General features: G+C 73.6%; 14 protein-coding genes and 1 tRNA gene. 8 read left to right on the top strand and 7 right to left on the bottom strand.

Translation table 11 applies throughout. The features are described 5' to 3' along the window. Window positions 1-126: 126 nt before the first annotated feature. From ACF9IK_RS25050 to ACF9IK_RS25040, 3 genes are all read left to right on the top strand, one after another. A complete protein-coding gene (locus ACF9IK_RS25050) occupies window positions 127-282 on the top strand; it encodes a hypothetical protein (protein ID WP_238740725.1) in 156 nt (51 codons plus the stop codon). Between the two features lie 90 nt (window positions 283-372). Further along, window positions 373-636, top strand: a complete 264-nt coding sequence (locus ACF9IK_RS25045) for a DUF4190 domain-containing protein (protein WP_395296339.1) — start codon at window positions 373-375, stop codon at window positions 634-636. Between the two features lie 101 nt (window positions 637-737). Next, the gene (locus ACF9IK_RS25040; RefSeq protein ID WP_395296338.1) at window positions 738-1,637 is read left to right on the top strand and encodes a metallophosphoesterase family protein; all 900 of its coding nucleotides are present in this window, start codon (window positions 738-740) and stop codon (window positions 1,635-1,637) included. A gap of 84 nt (window positions 1,638-1,721) precedes the next feature. Here ACF9IK_RS25040 and ACF9IK_RS25035 read toward each other — a convergent pair whose 3' ends face one another. From ACF9IK_RS25035 to ACF9IK_RS25025, 3 genes are all read right to left on the bottom strand, one after another. Further along, window positions 1,722-4,241 carry an ATP-dependent Clp protease ATP-binding subunit gene (locus ACF9IK_RS25035; protein ID WP_395298676.1) on the bottom strand — a complete coding sequence of 840 codons (2,520 nt, stop codon included), beginning with the start codon at window positions 4,239-4,241 and terminating at the stop codon, window positions 1,722-1,724. Window positions 4,242-4,333: 92 nt separating this feature from the next. Beyond that, window positions 4,334-5,053, bottom strand: a complete 720-nt coding sequence (locus ACF9IK_RS25030; RefSeq protein WP_395296337.1) for a VIT1/CCC1 transporter family protein — start codon at window positions 5,051-5,053, stop codon at window positions 4,334-4,336. Window positions 5,054-5,204: 151 nt separating this feature from the next. Next, window positions 5,205-5,276, bottom strand: a tRNA-Val gene (locus ACF9IK_RS25025). Window positions 5,277-5,484: 208 nt separating this feature from the next. Between ACF9IK_RS25025 and ACF9IK_RS25020 the strand changes: the two genes are divergently transcribed. From ACF9IK_RS25020 to ACF9IK_RS25010, 3 genes are all read left to right on the top strand, one after another. Beyond that, window positions 5,485-6,816, top strand: coding sequence for a hypothetical protein (locus ACF9IK_RS25020; RefSeq protein ID WP_395296336.1), 1,332 nt, complete (start codon window positions 5,485-5,487; stop codon window positions 6,814-6,816). A 122-nt stretch (window positions 6,817-6,938) separates the two neighbouring features. Next, complete coding sequence (locus ACF9IK_RS25015) at window positions 6,939-7,409, top strand: DUF4442 domain-containing protein (RefSeq protein ID WP_395296335.1); 471 nt, start codon at window positions 6,939-6,941, stop codon at window positions 7,407-7,409. 19 nt (window positions 7,410-7,428) lie between these two features. Beyond that, window positions 7,429-7,653, top strand: coding sequence for an FmdB family zinc ribbon protein (locus ACF9IK_RS25010; RefSeq protein WP_395296334.1), 225 nt, complete (start codon window positions 7,429-7,431; stop codon window positions 7,651-7,653). Between the two features lie 75 nt (window positions 7,654-7,728). On the opposite strand, the gene ACF9IK_RS25005 is transcribed toward ACF9IK_RS25010, so the two are convergent. The 3 genes from ACF9IK_RS25005 to ACF9IK_RS24995 form a co-directional block, all read right to left on the bottom strand. Further along, the gene (locus ACF9IK_RS25005; RefSeq protein ID WP_395296333.1) at window positions 7,729-8,592 is read right to left on the bottom strand and encodes an HAD family hydrolase; all 864 of its coding nucleotides are present in this window, start codon (window positions 8,590-8,592) and stop codon (window positions 7,729-7,731) included. Between the two features lie 5 nt (window positions 8,593-8,597). Further along, window positions 8,598-11,120, bottom strand: coding sequence for a phosphoribosyltransferase (locus tag ACF9IK_RS25000; protein ID WP_395296332.1), 2,523 nt, complete (start codon window positions 11,118-11,120; stop codon window positions 8,598-8,600). A gap of 202 nt (window positions 11,121-11,322) precedes the next feature. Next, the gene (locus ACF9IK_RS24995) at window positions 11,323-12,603 is read right to left on the bottom strand and encodes an HpcH/HpaI aldolase/citrate lyase family protein (RefSeq protein ID WP_395296331.1); all 1,281 of its coding nucleotides are present in this window, start codon (window positions 12,601-12,603) and stop codon (window positions 11,323-11,325) included. A 546-nt stretch (window positions 12,604-13,149) separates the two neighbouring features. Between ACF9IK_RS24995 and ACF9IK_RS24990 the strand changes: the two genes are divergently transcribed. Then, window positions 13,150-14,280: a TerD family protein gene (locus ACF9IK_RS24990; RefSeq protein WP_395296330.1), complete on the top strand. Its 1,131-nt coding sequence runs from the start codon at window positions 13,150-13,152 to the stop codon at window positions 14,278-14,280. 91 nt (window positions 14,281-14,371) lie between these two features. On the opposite strand, the gene ACF9IK_RS24985 is transcribed toward ACF9IK_RS24990, so the two are convergent. Further along, window positions 14,372-15,097, bottom strand: coding sequence for a Tellurium resistance (locus ACF9IK_RS24985; RefSeq protein ID WP_395296329.1), 726 nt, complete (start codon window positions 15,095-15,097; stop codon window positions 14,372-14,374). Between the two features lie 378 nt (window positions 15,098-15,475). Here ACF9IK_RS24985 and ACF9IK_RS24980 point away from each other — a divergent pair, with 378 nt between their 5' ends. Beyond that, on the top strand, window positions 15,476-16,654 hold the full coding sequence (locus ACF9IK_RS24980; RefSeq protein WP_395296328.1) for a DUF2637 domain-containing protein: 1,179 nt from the start codon (window positions 15,476-15,478) through the stop codon (window positions 16,652-16,654). The last annotated feature ends 154 nt before the right edge of the window (window positions 16,655-16,808 follow it).

Here is a 16,808-nt window from a genome sequence, read left to right as displayed (position 1 = left end):
GCCATTCAGTAAACAAGTGTTTGCCGAACTTGGCCAGCCAGGCGTAGAGTGGCGGAGGATTCAGCGAACAGTTGTAAACCGAAAGCCGTGCCGACCGACGGCGCACGGCCTCTGGAGGGGACCGTCATGATCCTGCTCACCGCCCTCATCGCCCTGGGCGCCCTGGTCGGCGCCGCCGCCCACACCTCGCTCCCGGTCTTCCTCACCGCCTCCGCCGCCATCACCGCCTGGCTGCTGGCGTTCGGCGCCCGCGAGGGCCTCGCCCGGCTGCGACAGCGCTGAACCCCACGCCCCGGCCCGTGCAGAGTCCCGAGTATGAGCCCGCCCGCTCCCGTCCGCGCTCTTCCTCCCCCGGAAGGACCATTCGCCATCATGAGCACCGTCACGCCCCGTCACAGCACCGCCGAGGCCGACAACCTGGCCGTCGCCTCGTTCCTGCTCGGCCTGCCGGGCCTGCTGCTCTTCAACCTCGTCCTCGGCCCGCTCGCGATCACGCTCGCCACGCTCGCCCTCGTCCGTGGTACGAGCCGCCGCGGGCGCGCCGTCCTGGGCCTCGTGCTCGGCGTGGCCGCACTGGTCATCCTCGTCGTCACCAACGCCACCGCCCACGGAGTGCTCTGGCAGATCGGCGACTGAGCCCCGCTCAGGACGCCGCCGCGGTATCCGGCATGATCCGGCCAACCCGGGACACCGTCCGCATCCACCACGTACTGTGGCGCCATGGGCCGGGTGACCACATGGGGGCTGGAGTGACCACCGAGAACCGGAGCGACGCGGGCGCCGCACGGGCGGGAGGGACCGGCCGGGCCGGCCGTCTGCTCGCCGTGAGCGACCTGCACATCTCCTACCAGGAGAACCGTGACCTGGTGGAGAAGCTGCAGCCCGAGTCCCCCGACGACTGGCTGATCGTCGCCGGCGACGTCGCCGAACTCACCACCTCGATCGAGTGGGCCCTGGGGCTGCTGGCCGAGCGCTTCGCCCGGGTGATCTGGGCCCCCGGCAACCACGAGCTCTGGACCCACCCCGACGACCCGGTGCAGCTGCGCGGCGTGGCCCGCTACGAGCACCTGGTGGAACTCTGCCGCGGCCTCGGCGTCGTGACCCCCGAGGACCCCTACCCGGTCTGGGAGGGCGCCGGCGGCCCGGTCGCCGTCGCGCCCCTGTTCCTTCTGTACGACTACTCCTTCCGGGCCCCGGGGACGACCACCAAGGAGGAGTCCCTGGCCGCCGCCTACAGCAGCGGCGTGGTCTGCACGGACGAGCGGATGCTCCACCCCGACCCGTTCCCGGACCGCGACTCCTGGTGCCGTGAACGCGTCCGCCTCACCGGGGAACGGCTCGCGGCCCACGACCCGCAGCTGCCGCTCGTCCTGGTCAACCACTACCCGCTGGTCCGCCAGCCCACCGAGATCCTCTGGTACCCGGAGTTCGCCCAGTGGTGCGGCACCGAGCTGACCGCCGACTGGCACCGCCGCTTCAACACCGCCGCGATGATCTACGGCCACCTGCACATCCCCCGGGTGACCAGCTACGACGGCATCCGCTTCCAGGAGGTCTCGCTGGGCTACCCCCGGGAGTGGCACCGCCGCGGGCTGCCCGACCCGCTGCTGCGCGAGGTCTTCCCGCAACAGGACTGACCGCAGCAGGACTGAGGACGACGCGGGGGCGGGGTCCGGCCCCCGCCCCCACCCCCGCCCTTTGGCGGTTCCGTCGACCTGCGGCTACGCCGTGTGGGGCGCCGCCCCCTCGGCGGTCGCCGAGGGCTCCGGCCCGGCCGGCGCCACCACCAGGTCACCGCCGCTCACCTCGGCGAGCAGCGTGTCCCCCTCCTGCACCGTGCCGTCCAGCAGCAGGTTGGAGATCCGGTTGTCCAGCTCCGACTGGATCGTCCGGCGCAGCGGCCGCGCCCCGAACTCCGGCTGGTAGCCACGGTTCACCAGCCACTCCTTGGCGCCCTCGGTGACCTCCAGCCGGACGTCCTGCGCCCGCAGCCGGCGCCGGTTGCGCTCCAGCATCAGGTCCACCACCTGGAGCAGGTCCTCCCGGGTGAGCGCGTGGAAGACGATCACCTCGTCGATCCGGTTGAGGAACTCCGGGCGGAACCGTGCCCGGAGGTCGCGCATCAGGTCGTCGCGGATCTCGTCCACGTCACCGGCGTGGTCGAGGATCCGCTGCGAGCCGATGTTGCTGGTCATGATCACCACGGTGTTGCGGAAGTCGACCGTGCGCCCCTGGGAGTCCGTCAGCCGGCCGTCGTCCAGCACCTGCAGCAGCAGGTTGAAGACGTCCGGATGCGCCTTCTCCACCTCGTCGAAGAGCAGCACGCTGTACGGCTTGCGGCGGACGGCCTCGGTCAGCTGCCCGGCCTCCTCGTAGCCGACGTACCCGGGCGGCGAGCCGATCAGCCGGGAGACGGTGTGCTTCTCCTGGAACTCGCTCATGTCGAAGCGGATCATCCGGTCCGGGTCGCCGAACAGCAGCCCGGCCAGTGCCTTGGCCAGCTCGGTCTTGCCGACCCCGGTCGGGCCGAGGAAGAGGAAGGAGCCGGTCGGCCGCTCCGGGTCGCCCATCCCGGCCCGGCCGCGCCGCACCGCCTGGGCGACCGCGGTGACCGCCTGGTCCTGCCCGATCACCTTCTCGTGGAGGTGCTGCTCCAGCCGGAGCAGGCGCTCGCGCTCGGTCGCGTTCAGCTCGGCGACCGGGATGCCGGTCCGGCCCGAAAGCACCTGCGCGATGTCGTCGGCGGTGACGTCGACGACCTCCTCGCGGGACTCCCCGATCACCGCCAGCTCGTCCTCGGTCTGCCGCAGCTCGGTCTTCAGGTTGGCCGCCCGCACGAACTCCTCGTCCGCGACGGCTTCCTCCAGCTCGCGGCGCAGCTTGGTGATCCGCTCCTGCACCGGCATCGCCTCGGTGGAGGCGCTCAGGCTGCGCAGCCGCACCCGCGCCCCGGCCTGGTCCAGCAGGTCGATGGCCTTGTCCGGCAGGAAGCGGTCACTGACGTAGCGGTCGGACAGGGTCGCGGCGGCGTCCAGCGCCTCGTCGGTGAACCGCACCTGATGGTGCGCCTCGTACGCGTCCCGCAGGCCCCGCAGGATCTCGATCGTCTCGGCGACGCTCGGCTCCGGCACCAGCACCGGCTGGAAGCGGCGCTCCAGCGCGGCGTCCTTCTCCACGTGCTTGCGGTACTCGTCCAGGGTGGTGGCGCCGACCACGCTCAACTCCCCCCGGGCCAGGGCCGGTTTGAGGATGTTGCCGGCGTCCATCGAGCCCTCGCCGCCCCCGCCCGCGCCGACCACGGTGTGCAGCTCGTCCAGGAAGAGGATCACGCTCTTCTCCGCCGCCGTGACCTCGTCGATCACCGACTTCAGGCGCTCCTCGAACTCCCCCCGGTACCTGGAGCCCGCCACCAGGGCGGTCAGGTCGAGCGAGACCACCCGCTTCTCCTTGAGGCTCTGCGGCACGTCGCCCGAGACGATCCGCTGTGCCAGTCCCTCGACGATCGCGGTCTTGCCGACACCCGGCTCGCCGATCAGCACCGGGTTGTTCTTGGTGCGGCGGGAGAGGATCTCGACGGTCTGCTCGATCTCCTCCGCCCGGCCCACCACCGGGTCCAGCCGCCCGGCCCGGGCCTCGTCGGTGAGATCGCGGCCGTACTCGTCCAGCGTGGGCGTCGGGCTGGGGTGCGCGCCGGTGCTGCTGCGCTCGCCGCCCACGCCGCGACCGTCCAGCACCGTGCGCAGCGCCTCCTGCGAGGGCGCCGCCTCGCGCAGCGCCGTGCCGGCGCCCGACCGCTCCTCCTCCAGCAGCGCGCCGAGGACGTGCTCCGGCCCGATGTACGACGCCCCCGCCGCCTGGGAGCGGGCGTGGGCGGCGAGCAGTGCACGCTTGGCCGACGGGGTGAGCGAGGGCTGCCCGTTCGGTGTGACCGGCCCGTCCCCGACCGGCAGGGCCTTGCTCAGGTCGTCGGCCAGCTGCTTCGGGTCGACCCCCGCGCGCTCCAGCATCCGGCGCGAGGGCTCCACCCGGGTGGCCGCCCAGGCGAGGTGCCCGGTGTCGAGGTTGCTGCCGCCGTCCTCGACGGCCCGCTGCGCGGCGAGGGAGAGGAGCTCCTGCGCCGACTCGCTCAGCAGCCGCCCGATCGGCACCCGCTGGACGGCGGGCGGGGAGGCCATCGGGCTCATCCCGAAGAAGCGGCTGAGCAGATCGGAGAACGGATCGTTCGATCCGAACGGGGGCATCGTCACGGTGGACCACCTCTCCCAAGGGTTTGGGCCCACACAAACACAGCCCCACCCGGCCCGCCTGTCGGGACGACACCCCCGGCACTCCGCTATCCCGTGACGTGATCGAGCAGCACACCGCCGCTGTACGTCACCACCATCGCCAGCGCACCGCCCACGACGTTCCGCAGCACCGCCCGGGCCGGCCCCGCGCCGCCCAGCCGGGCACTCGTCCAGCCCGACACCGTCAGCGCGACCAGCACCGCCGCCACGGTCACCGCCAACCGCCAGTCCTGCGGCGGCAGCAGCACCGCGAGCAGCGGCACCAGCGCGCCCAGCGTGAACGCGGCGGCGCTGGCGAGCGCCGCCTCCCAGGGATTGGTCAGCGCCTTCGGGTCGATGCCCAGCTCGGTGTGCGCGTGCGCGGCCAGCGCGTCCCGTTCGGTCAGCGCCACGGCCACCTGCCGTGCCAGCCCGTCGCTCAACCCGCTCCCCCGGAAGAAGTCGGCCAGCTCGTCCAGCTCCCCCTCCGGGTCCTCCGCCAGCTCGCGCCGTTCCTTCTCCAGCGCCGCCCGCTCGGTGTCCCGCTGGGTACTGACCGAGACGTACTCCCCCGCCGCCATCGACATCGCCCCCGCCAACAGCCCCGCCACCCCGGCCGCCAACAGCGCCGTCCGCGAGCCGGACGCCCCGGCGACACCCGTCACGATCCCCGCCGTGGACACCACCCCGTCATTGGCCCCCAGCACGGCCGCCCGCAAACAGTTGAGCCGCGCCGACAGCTCCGCCCGGCCCTCCCCCTCCCCGGCCGCTCCGACCTGCTCCTCCATCAGCGACCACATCCGCTCGTCGGCTCAGTCCGCCTCCCCACCACCCCCGATCCTCCCCCGCCCCACCCCAGCCCGCCTCCCAACCCAGCCCCGAAACCCCGAAGGGCCCGCCCCCGAGGCTGCCACCTCGCGAACGGACCCTTCGTGTCTGTGGGCGCGGACGGTTTCGAACCGCCGACATCTGCTTTGTAAGAGCAGCGCTCTACCACTGAGCTACGCGCCCCCGGCGTGGCCCGGGAGGGGCGACGACGACTGCCTAGGGTACCTGGTCCGGACGGTGGTCCGGTGCACGTGGTCGGCGAGTGGGACGGGTGGGGTGCCGGTGGGGTGGGGTGATCGGGAAGAATGGGCGGAGGAACAGCGGTCGGATCAGGGAGCGCGCAGTGAGGGTGGCCGGCGGGAGCAGGCGGGGGCGGCAGCCGGGGAGCGCGGTGGCCGAGGCGCTGGTGCTGCCGCTGGTGGTCGCGGGCGCGCTGGCGGCAGCCGGGGCGTCGTCGTTCGGCAGTGCCGGCGGCGGGCGCGGCGGCTGGTGGGGACGGCGCAGCGGCGAAGGGATGCGGGCCGAGGCCAAGGCGGCCCGGGACGCGGCACAGCAGGCGTTCTACGAGCTGGACTCGACCCAGCGCGAGGTGCGGCTGGCCGTGGAGACGGTGCGCGCGGCTGCGGACGGAGCGACGGCCCAGCGGGCGGCGGCGGACTTCGAGGCGATCTCCGGCCGGGTCGACCAGGTGACGGTGAACTACCTCGCGGCGCTGGACGCGCACGATCTGGACGCGGCGGAGCTGGAGTCCGGGGCGGCGGCGCGGGCGCGGCATCAGCTGGAGGACGTGAAGGGGCAGCTCGGTTCCGCGCAGGCGGAGCTGAACGGGTTCCTGGAGCGGCTGCAGCCGGTGCTGCAGCACGCGGAGTCGCAGCTGATGCGGGTGACCCCGGCGGTGGAGCAGGCGAAGCGGTCGCTGCTGGCGGCGACCACCGCGCTGGAGGCGGTGCGCGGGGCGGGGCTGAAGGCGGACGACCTGGCGGCCCGGTTGGCCGAGCTGGCGCCGGAGCTGGGCCGGCTGAACGAGGGGGCGGCCCGGCACGGTGTGGCGGCGACGCTGCAGCGGGCCGAGCGGGTGACGGAGCGGGCGGACGCGATCGCCGCCGACGCGGAGCACCTGCCGGAGCGGGCCCGGGAGATCGACCGGCGGGTGGCCAGCCTGCGGACGCGGATCCAGGCGCTGGAGACGAAGGCCGCCACGGTGGAGCCGGCGCTGAGCGAGCTGCGGCGGCGGTTCTCCACCGCGTGCTGGCAGGACCTCCAGCGGGTGCCGGACCAGGTCGCGGAGACCGGACGGGCGGCGGAGCAGAAACTCACGGAGGCCGCGCGGGCGCGCGACGAGCAGCGCTGGGCGGACGCGACGGGCGCGATCGGCACGGTACGCGCCCTGCTCGACACCGCGGACGGCTCGGTGGTGGCGGTGAACGAGCGGCTGCGGCAGCTGAACGAGGTACAGCACGACCCCAACCGGGAGATCGAGCGGACCAGGTTCGCGCTTCGCGACGCGCAGCGGCTGGCGATGGCGGGACGGCAGGCGCCGGACCCGCGTCACGCCGCTCCGCTGGACGCGGCGGTCGGCCGGCTGGACCGGGCGGTCGCCGAGCTGGAGGCGGCCGGCCGGCACCCCGACTACTGGCACTTCCTCACGGAGCTGGCGGGGGTGCGGGAGACCGCGGCGCAGGTGGTGGGGATGATCCGCGGGGACATCGGCGGTCACCGGTAGGACGCACCGGAGACGAGCGGCGGAGGGGAAGGGAAAGCGAACGGGAGGGGCGGGGGAGGAGAAGGGGGAGGCCTCCCCGAGAAGGGTTACCCGCGGGTAACTTCGTGGGCTAGAGTCGCGCCATGGCTCGTAAGCGCAACGTCTCCGCCCGCACGTTCCGGCGCGGCATCAACCTCTGGCCGCCGTTCCTCTTCGCCGGGGTCAAGGTCCTGGACGTCTCGGACGACTACCGCCGGGCGAAGGTCCGGCTCCGGCTCGGGCGACTGAACCGCAACTGGGTGGGCACGCACTTCGGCGGCTCGATCTTCGCGATGACCGACCCGTTCTGGATGCTGCTGGTGATGCAGAACCTCGGCCGCGACTACGTCGTGTGGGACGCGGCCGCCGAGATCAGCTTCGTCTCCCCCGGACGCGGCGACATCTTCGCCGAGTTCGTCCTCACCGAGGACCGCCTCGCCGAGATCCGCGAGCTCACGCAGGAGGGCAAGAAGGCCCTGGTCTGGTTCGACACCGAGGTGCTGGCGGCGGACGGCTCGGTTGTGGCCCGGGTCCGCAAGCAGTTGTACGTCCGGGAGAAGCGCCGCACAGCCTGAGCCTGGGTACCCTGCCGGTATGCCACGTTACGACTTCCGCTGCCGCTCCTGCGGGGCCACCTTCGAACTCCGCCGCACGATGGCCCAGGCCAACGACCCGGCGGTCTGCCCGCAGGGACACGAGGACACGGTGAAGCTGCTGTCGACCGTCGCCGTCACCGGCGCGGCCTCCGGCGGCGCCCCGCAGCAGGCCCCGTCCGGGGGCGGGGGCGGCGGCTGCTGCGGGGGCGGCTGCTGCGGCTGAGCGGCCGGTCGCCCGGGGGCGTCCCCGGCCCGGTACCGACGGACGCCCCCGCCGCAGACGGCCCCGCCGGCTGCACTACCCCGCCGCGACGGCGTCCGCCACGTCCACGGCGCCCCGGACCCGGGCGAGGAACTGACGGACGATCTCCTCCCCTGCCGCCACGCCTACCTGGTCGAGCGCGGTGACGCCCGGCGCCGTCCAGCCGCTGTCGGCCAGCTCGCCGTGCCCCGGGCGCCAGCCGGCGTCGGCCGCGAGCAACAGGTCCGCGTCGAGCAGCGAGTCGCCGGCCGCCAGCACGGTGGCCCCGCCGATCCGCCGCTCGACCTCGGCCAGCGCCGCGCTCTTGCTGAGCGGCGTCGGCACGGCGTAGACCTTGCGGCCCTGCAGCGAGACCCTCCAGCCGCGTTCGGCGCACCAGCCGGTCAGCTCCTCCAGCCAGCCGGCCGGCAACTCGGCGCGCTCCACGACCAGGTAGGCGAAGAGGTCGTCGGCGACCCGCCGCTTGTGCGTCCACTCCGGGTCGGCGCACAACGCCAGGTGCTCGACCACCTCGGCCAGCGGCGCCGAGGCCGCGGCCAGCCGGCCGGCCACCTCCGCCTGCCAGTCCTCGTCCGGCACGCCGTCGACCAGCAGACGCCCGCCGTTGCTGCAGATCGCGTACGCGGGGATCCAAACCGGCGTCGGACCGGGCAGGTTGACGCGCTCGTACTGCGTCTTGGTCCGGGTGGTGACCGGCACGAGCAGGGCCTCGCAGGCGAGCTCGACCAGCATGGCGGCGGCCCGCTCGGTCATGAACGACAGCGCCTTGCCGTCGTGCACCTCGACCGAGAGCAGCCGCGGAGCGAGCCGGTCGGGCACGTCGAGCGCGAGGGCGCGGTTGGAGTAGATCAGCGTGCGATCGAGGTCGCTCGCGACCAGGAAGCTGCCGGTGCTGCTCATCGGGTTCAGGACTCCTTCAGGAGGACGGCCGTGCCGGAGACGCCGGTCGCTCCGCGGCTGTAGCGGGGGTGGATCAGACCGACGCACGAGTACGGCAGGTCGTCCACCTCCTCGACGGGGACGCCGCGCTGGGCGGCGAGCAGACGGACGTGGTCGAGGTCGGCGCCGGCGCCGCGCCGGGCCAGCACCCGCCAGGGGACGCGGCGCAGCATGACCCGGGTGGTCTCGCCGACGCCGGGCTTGACCAGGTTGACGTTGTCGATGCCGTACTCCGCGCTGATCCGCTCGACGGCCGCCCAGCCGGCCCAGTCGGGAGCGCGGTCGGCGGTGACCAGCTGATCGGCCGCTGCCAGGGCCTCCTCGCGGACGGCGGCGAAGTGGTCGGAGACGGTGTCCAGGAAGGCCCCGGAGACGTCGGCGCCGGCCAGGTCGGCGTAGTGCTTGGCGCCGTGGAAGTCGTCCGGCCCGATCAGGTCGGCGCGCAGCACGGTGCGCGAAACGAGGCCGGAGACGGTGGAGTTGAGGCAGGCGGAGGGGATCAGGAAGTCGTCGCGGGTGCCGTAGGTGCGGACGCAGCGGCCGGGGTCGGCGAGAACGGCGAGCCCGGGGTCGAAGGCGGTACCGGCGACGGCGTCGGCGAGCTCACGGGTGATCGCGCCCTTGCCGGTCCAGCCGTCGACGAAGACCACGTCGGGGGCGTGGTGGTGGGCGGCCAGGTAGCGCAGCGCGACCGGGTCGATGCCGCGGCCGCGGATGATCGACACCGCGTAGTGCGGGGTGGCCAGGCCGTGCGAGAAGGCGAGCCAGCGGCGGATCAGGATGCCCACCGGCGTGCCGGCCCGGGCCAGCGAGGCGAGGACCAGGCCGCGGCCGCGCTCGCGCACCAGCGTCTCGGCGACGGTTCCGACGGCGACGGCGATCCGACGGGCGGAGACCCGCAGTGCCTGGTGGAACAGCTCCTGGTACTCCGGGCTGGGCTGGTACTCGACCGGCAACGACTCCGCGTAGTGGGCGCCGCCGCTCTGGACGGCCTCCTCGCGTTCCTCGGTCGGGGCTTCCAGGGCGACGTCGGAGAGATCCTTGAGCAGCCAGGCCACCTCGTCGGCACGATAGGAGGAGAAGTCGGGGCCGTACTGGGGACGCGGCAGGCGCACCGGGCGGTGCGAGGGCAGCACCGCGAGGACCACCCGGTCGGTGACCTGTCGCAGCTGGGTCAGCAGGGCCCGCTCGCCCTCGTGCAGGGCCGGGGTGTCGGCGACGTCGTCGACCACCAGCACGACGGTGTCGAAGCGGCGGTCCGGGTCGGTGCCGGGCGCGACGTTGTAGACGAAGCGCTCGCGCGGGGAGTCGTCGCTCGGGTCGTCGTGGGCGGGGAAGGCGAGCCGGGTGCGGATGGCGTAGCCCGGGTCGTCCACGGCGAGGACGGGCGAGCGGGTGGTGGTGGAGTAGTGGACCCGCTCCTCGCCGTGCGGGAGCCGTTCGGCGAGGGCGCCGGCCAGGCGCAGCGGGGCGTACATCAGCTCCTCGAAGCCGAGGACGAGCACCCGGCCGGCGGCCCGGTTCTCGGCCCGATCGGCGTCATCGGCGCCGTCTCCCCCCGTGGCGCCCGGCTGTACCACCGCCCGTTCCACCACCGCCCGTTCCACCGCAGCCGGTTCCACCGCAGCCGCCAGCTGGTCGGCCAACTGCGGGAGCACCGCGTCCAGTTGGTCGCGGTGTGCGGCGGTGAAACCGTGCCGGCCGCCGTCCGGCAGGCCCTCCGGCCAGTCCAGCTCGACCCGGACCAGCGGGGCCGGCACGGTGGCGGGTGGCTCCGGCGCCGGGCCCACCTCGGCGATCAGGCGCTCGGCGCGGTCCAGGATGTCGGCCGGCAGCTCCACGCGGCCGCCGGCGGCGGCCACCAGGTCGAGCCGGGTACCGAGTTCGGCCGCCGTGTCGGCCAGCCGGGCACGGTCCGCCTCGCCCCGCAGGTCGACCAGGGCCACCACGACGTAGTGGTCGCGCGGGTGGAGGCGGTGCAGCTCGCGAATGGTGTTGAGCACGGTGTTGCCGGTGGAGAACTCGTCGTCCACCAGGACCAGCGGGCCCTCTCCGGCCAGTAGTTCGGGATCCGCGGGCAGCAGCAGGTGGGAGGTGGCGTGCGAGTGCTCCTCCTCGAAGCCGCCGACCGGGGCCACTCCGGCCACCGTGCGGCGGGTGGAGTGCAGGTAGGGGGCGTCCAGCCCGTCGGCGACGCTGTGCCCGAGCCCGGTCGCGGTCTCCGCGTAGCCGAGTACGACGGCGCGCGCGGCCGCCGCCTCGCCGAGCAGCTCGCGCACCCGTCGGCCGAGGTCGAGGCCGGCACCGTGCACCACGGACGGGCGCTGCGGGACGTGCTTGCCGAGCACGGTGGAGACCAGCAGGTGCGCGCGTCTGCGGTTCTCGCGCAGGGCCAGCCCGACCAGTTCGGGGAGGCGGTCCGAGCCGGTCAGGGCGACTCCGGCACGGTCGGCCACCCAGCGGCCGGTCCACTCTTGCTGTGCTGTCACTACTGGTCCTGCCTTCGATGGTGCGAGTCGTGCGGGGTCTTGCGGATCGTGCGGGGTCCTGCAGTGGTACGGGGTCGGACAGGGTAGTGCGGGGTCGAACCGGGGCGCGAGCGGTGCCGGCGAAAGCCCCCACCACCCGGCGCCGGCCCCCACCACCCGGCACCCGGCACCCGGCACCCGGCACCCGGCACCCGGCGGAGCCTCAGCCACAGAGGCAGGCCGAGAGCAGTTCGGCGAAGCTGACGTCCTCCCGGGCCACCCCGAACACCTCGGCGCGCAGCAGCACGCGCTCCGCCCATGCCCGGTGCGGCTTGGACTCGTTCATCTTGTTGGTGTACGCCGAGCGCAGCACGCCGCCGCCGTCGCGTTCCTGGTCGAGGATGTCCCGGGCATCGCAGTACTCCTCGTGCGTGACCACCGAGAGCGCGTGCACGGCGGGGACGTGGCTGGGGTGGATGCAGGTCTTGCCGAGCAGGCCGTTGGCCCGGTCCAGCTCGAACTCGCGGATCAGGCCGTCCAGGTCGTGCTCGATGATCCGCTGCCGGACCGCCTCCCCGGAGGGCTCGGCCTCGGCGAACGGGGTGCGGCGCAGCTGCGGCTTGAACATCCGCTCCTGGACCGGGAAGTACTCCCAGACGGGCCCGGTGACGGTGAACCCGGTGCCGTCGGCCCGGCCGAGCACGTTCACCACGTCCCCGATCACCGCCGCGACCAGGGCGACGTCGTACGCCGTCAGGTCGGGCGAGCGGCGCAGGCCGTACGCCGAGCAGAGGTCGGTCACGCCGAGCCGGACGGCGAGGACGCGCTCGCGGTACTTGTCGAGAAGCCGGGCGATGCCGAACAGCTGCTCGCGGCGGGTCTCCAGGTGCGCCAGCTCCGGGGACTCCAGGACCGGCATTGCGAACAGCCGCCGCCCGGTGGCCGCCTCGGCGGCGGTCAGCGCCTCCAGGTACTCCGCGCCGCTCTCGTCGGTGAACTTGGGGAACACGAACCCGGTCAGGAGCCGGATCGCCGGGCCGAGTCGCTCGACGAGGTCGGTGATCTGGGCGGCGGCACGCACTCTAACGAAGAGAAGGGGGAGATCATGTGCGCAATCAGTGAAGGTTTCGGCCTTCACGGCACCCTCGTCCGGCCGTGCGACCCCGCCTTCCGCGACCGTTCCGTCGAACGTTCCCCCGACCGAGGCGTCCACCCCCACCGCCTCCTCGAACAGTGCGCCGAGCTGCGCGACCAGGTTGGCCTCGGCACCGGCGACCTCGTGGTCGGCGATCGAGTCCTCCAGACAGAGCACCATCGAGACGACGCCTCGGGCCGCCTGCTTGCGGATGTCCGCCTTCAGGCTCGGCCTGGTGGCCGGGCTGTAGAGCGTGGCGCCGAGCGCGGTCGCGAGGACGGCCGCATCGCTCTCCGGGGAGAAGTCGCGAGGCGGTTCGAGGAAGAGCCGGCCGCGTACGTCGTCGGCGAGGTGGCCGAAATGGCGCAAGGTGCTCTCCTCAGGGGTTGTGACCGCCTCTGCGGCGGGATTCCGGGTGTGCGAAGGGCTCGTCGGACGGGCCGAGCGGGCTCGACGGAGGCTCGGGGCGCCGGAGGAACCGGGACCGGGCACGGGGCTGGCGGCAGGGCGGGGGCGGGCGCCGGATCGGGGCGCCGGATCGGGCGCGGGTCCGGTGGGGCACCGGGCGGACGTCGGGCGGGGTGTCGTGTGCTGGATTCGGAACGGGACCGTCGGATCCCGCCCCGCACGGGCGGGTCTTCCAGAGGGTCAACCGACTCACCGGGCGTGGTGGTTCCCGGGCACGCGCTCCTGCCACCCCCTGCCGAACCCTTGACCGGAGCCTCGCCGGACTCTCCCGGGAGCCTCTGGCCGCCCATCGTACGGACGGCTTCCGGTCGAATGCTGTTCCGAAACATCGAATTCTCGGAAGATTACCCTCCGCTTCACAAAGCGCAAGTGTTGGCAAAGTCCCTCCGATTCGCCACCTTCGGTCACGTTGTCCGAAGGGGTGGCGAACAGGCAGGATGGTCGGCTATGACGCACGTGATGGCCAAGGGCGCCAACATCGCACTGCCGGTCGCGGCGGTCCGCGCCGTGCTGCGCTGGAGCGCCACGCCCGGTGCGCCGGACGTGGACGCTTCCGCGCTGCTGCTCGGCGCCGACGGCAGGGTCCGTTCGGATGCCGACTTCGTCTTCTACAACCAGCCGCGGCACCCCTCCGGCATGGTCCGCCACCTGCCCAAGCAGCAGACGGCCGGCGGCGCCGAGGTCGTCGACACCATCGAGGCCGAGCTCGGCAAGCTGCCGCTCGACGTCGACCGGGTGGTGCTGGCGGGCTCCTCCGAGGGCGGTTCGTTCCGCTCGGTGAGCGGCCTGCGGGTCCTGCTCTACGACGCCGCCGGCGGCGAGGGCGTGCCCGCGCTCGCCGAATTCGCCATGCCGGAGGCCGAGGACGTGACCGCACTGGTCGCGGGCGAGCTCTACCGCCGGGCCGGGGCCTGGAAGTTCCGGGCCGTCGGCCAGGGGTACGCCTCGGGCCTGATCGGCCTGGCCACCGACTTCGGCATCACCGTCGAGGACGAGACGGACGCCGGCTCCGCCGCCCCGGCCGCCCCGGCGGTGGACCCCCGCACCGCGCCGCCGGACCCCCGCCCCGCCCCTCGCCCGGAGCCCGGCACCTACACCCTGGCCCCGGCCGTCCCGCTGCCCGCCGCGCCCGCGCCGCCCACCACCGCGCCGGCCGCGGGCGTCCCCGCCAACTCCCCCCCTCCGCCGACCGCGCCGCCCACGCTGCCGCCCGCCCCGCCGGCGCCCCCGGACACCCGGCCGGGGTACGGCTACCCGCAGCCGCAGCACGCCCAGCAGCAGGGCGGCTACGGCTACCCGCACCAGCAGCCCCAGCAACCACCGCAGCAGGGCGGCTACGGCTACCCCCAGCCGACGCCGAACCAGCCCTACCCGCAGCCGCAGCACGCCCAGCAGCAGGGCGGCTACGGCTACCCGCACCAGCAGCCCCAGCAACCACCGCAGCAGGGCGGCTACGGCTACCCCCAGCCGAACGCCGCGCAGCACCAGCCCCCGCAGCACCAGGGGCAGGGCCAGCGGCCGGCCGGCGCCGAGGAGTTCGCGCTGCCGCCGCAGGGCCCGCAGTTCCAGCCCCGCTGAGCCGCCCGGCCGCCGGAGGGCCGGCCGTCCTGGGCCCCACCTCCCCCGCCGGCCGTCGGAGGACCCACCGGTGGCCGGGCGGTCGGCCGGGTCAGCTGCTCTTGTACCCGCGCTGCCACTGCATCCCGAAGCCGTACAGCCGGTCGATGTCCGCCTGGAACCCGTTCACGTACCGCACCTCGCGGCGCACCGTGAGCGTGTTGTCCCCGGCGTTCTCGATCAGCACCACGGCGCAGGAGCGCGCGGCGTGGGCGCGTTCCTCCAGCTTGATCTCGATCCGCGGACCGGTCTGCGGCACGATCGTCACCACGGCGTTGGCCTGTTCGAACGCCGGCGTGCCGTCGTAGATGTAGACGAAGATCAGCAGCCGCTTGAACTGGTCCTTCTTCTCCAGGTTGACGTACATCGTCTCGCCGGACGGCGCCCCGTACTGGTCGTCCCCGCTCAGCTTGACGTAGGGCGCGCGCTGCAGGTCTCCGAAGTAGCCGCCGAGCGGCTGGACGACACCGCGGCTGCCGTCGGCCAGTTCGTACATGCAGGCCAGGTCGAGGTCCACGTTGACCTGGGCGTGCTGCGCGTCCGGCTCCATCGGGCTGAGGATGCGCGGGTTGAAGAACCGCCGCAGCACGTCCCGGCCGGACGCGCGCGGGGCCTCTATCCGGTTGGTCCAGTGCAGGTTGACGTAGAGGTAGCCGGTGGTGGCCGCGGCCCCGGTGATCGCGTGCTGCGGGGTGGACTTGGTGAGCGTGACCTTGTACTGCCCACCCGGGTCGAGCGTGTTCCGCTCCCCGCGCAGGTACTCCCAAATCGAGGCCATCCCAGTCCTCCCCCAGGGCCGCCAGGCGGTCTGACGGTCCGCCGCTCCATGATCGGGCATCACCGCGCCCGCCGGGTAACGAACTCCCTACCCACCCCGGCACCCGGGACACCGCCGAGCGGCGCCGACGGCCGCGGCAGGGTACCGCCACCCCCACCGGCGGGTCGATTGGCGGGCCGAAGCTCCCCTCCCGTAACATGCCGCCCCCTCGGACGCGATATCGTCTTGCCGCACAGGTGTCCCGCCCGCCCCCGTCCAGGGGTGCGGAGGCGCACCGGCAGCAGCGACGCACCGTCAGGCCCCGTTCCGGGGAGGGGTCCTGTCCTCTCGTGTCGCACTGTGACCTGTCCCCTGCGGAAACCCGAGGCCCGACCCGCAATGAACCTGACCTCCATACAGCTGGTCTGGACCGTCATCGGCGGCGCAGCCCTGCTGTTCACCGCCATCCTGGTGGCGACGCTGCGCTTCAAGAACAACAGCAAGACCGAGGAGCCCGGCGACTCCTGGGAGCGCAGCGAGGAGCGCCGACGGCGCAAGGAGATGATCTACGGGATCTCCTCCTACGTCCTGCTGTTCTGCTGCGCCGGCGTCGCGGCCGCGCTGTCGTTCCACGGCCTGGTGGGCTTCGGCAAGGAGAACCTCGGCCTCTCCAACGGCTGGGAGTACCTCGTCCCGTTCGGCCTGGACGGCGCGGCGATGTTCTGCTCGGTGCTCGCCGTGCGCGAGGCCAGCCACGGTGACGCGGCGCTCGGTTCGCGCCTGCTGGTCTGGGTGTTCGCGATCGCCTCGGCCTGGTTCAACTGGGTGCACGCCCCGCGCGGCGTGTCGCACGACGGCGCCCCGCAGTTCTTCTCCGGCATGTCGATCTCGGCCGCGATCCTCTTCGACCGCGCGCTGAAGCAGACCCGCAAGGCCGCGCTGCGCGAGCAGGGCCTGGTCCCGCGCCCGCTGCCGCAGATCCGGATCGTGCGCTGGATGCGCGCCCCCCGGGAGACCTACGCCGCCTGGTCGCTGATGCTGCTGGAGAACGTCCGCAGCCTGGACGAGGCCGTCGAGGAGGTGCGTGAGGAGCGCCAGGCGAAGCTGGACGCCAAGATGCGCGCCCGGACCGCCGACCGCCGCGAGCGCGCCGAGCTCAAGGCCATCGCCCGCCAGGGCGGCATGCTCGCCCGGGCCCGCGGCGGCCGCCAGGTGCCCGCGCTCACCGCCGCCGGAGACGGCCCGAGCGCTACGGAGCCTGCCCTAGCCACCGGAGCGGACGCCACCACCTCCCAGACCGCCTCCTCGCTGGAGCCGGCCCCGCGCAGCGCCCTGGAGGCCGGCCGCCGCCCGCGGGCCGCCGTCGGCACCTCGTTCGGCTCGTCCACCCTCGGCTCGTCCGCTCTCGGCTCCTCCTCGCTCGGGACCTCCGAGGAGTCCTCCTACCGCAGCGGCTCGTCGTCCTCGTCCTACCGCAGCTCGACCCTCGACCTGACGGCCGACGACGACACCCTGTCGATGCCCAAGCTGGACTCGCTGGAGCGGAAGCTCCGCGCCATCGAGCAGCAGCTCGGCTGACCGCGCCCCGGTGCCGGACCCGGGTGCCGGACCCCGGCGCCGGACAGCGCACCGAACCACACCGGCGTCCCGCCGCCGGACCGCCACCGGAGCACCCCGGAACACCCCGGAACACCGAATGGCCCGCCCCCTCTCGCCGGGGACGGGCCGTTCG

The sequence above is a fragment of the Kitasatospora hibisci genome (assembly GCF_043950205.1).
Lineage (GTDB): Bacteria > Actinomycetota > Actinomycetes > Streptomycetales > Streptomycetaceae > Kitasatospora > Kitasatospora hibisci.
Note: the sequence above shows the minus strand (reverse complement) of the source record. Positions and strands in the feature narration are given on the sequence as shown.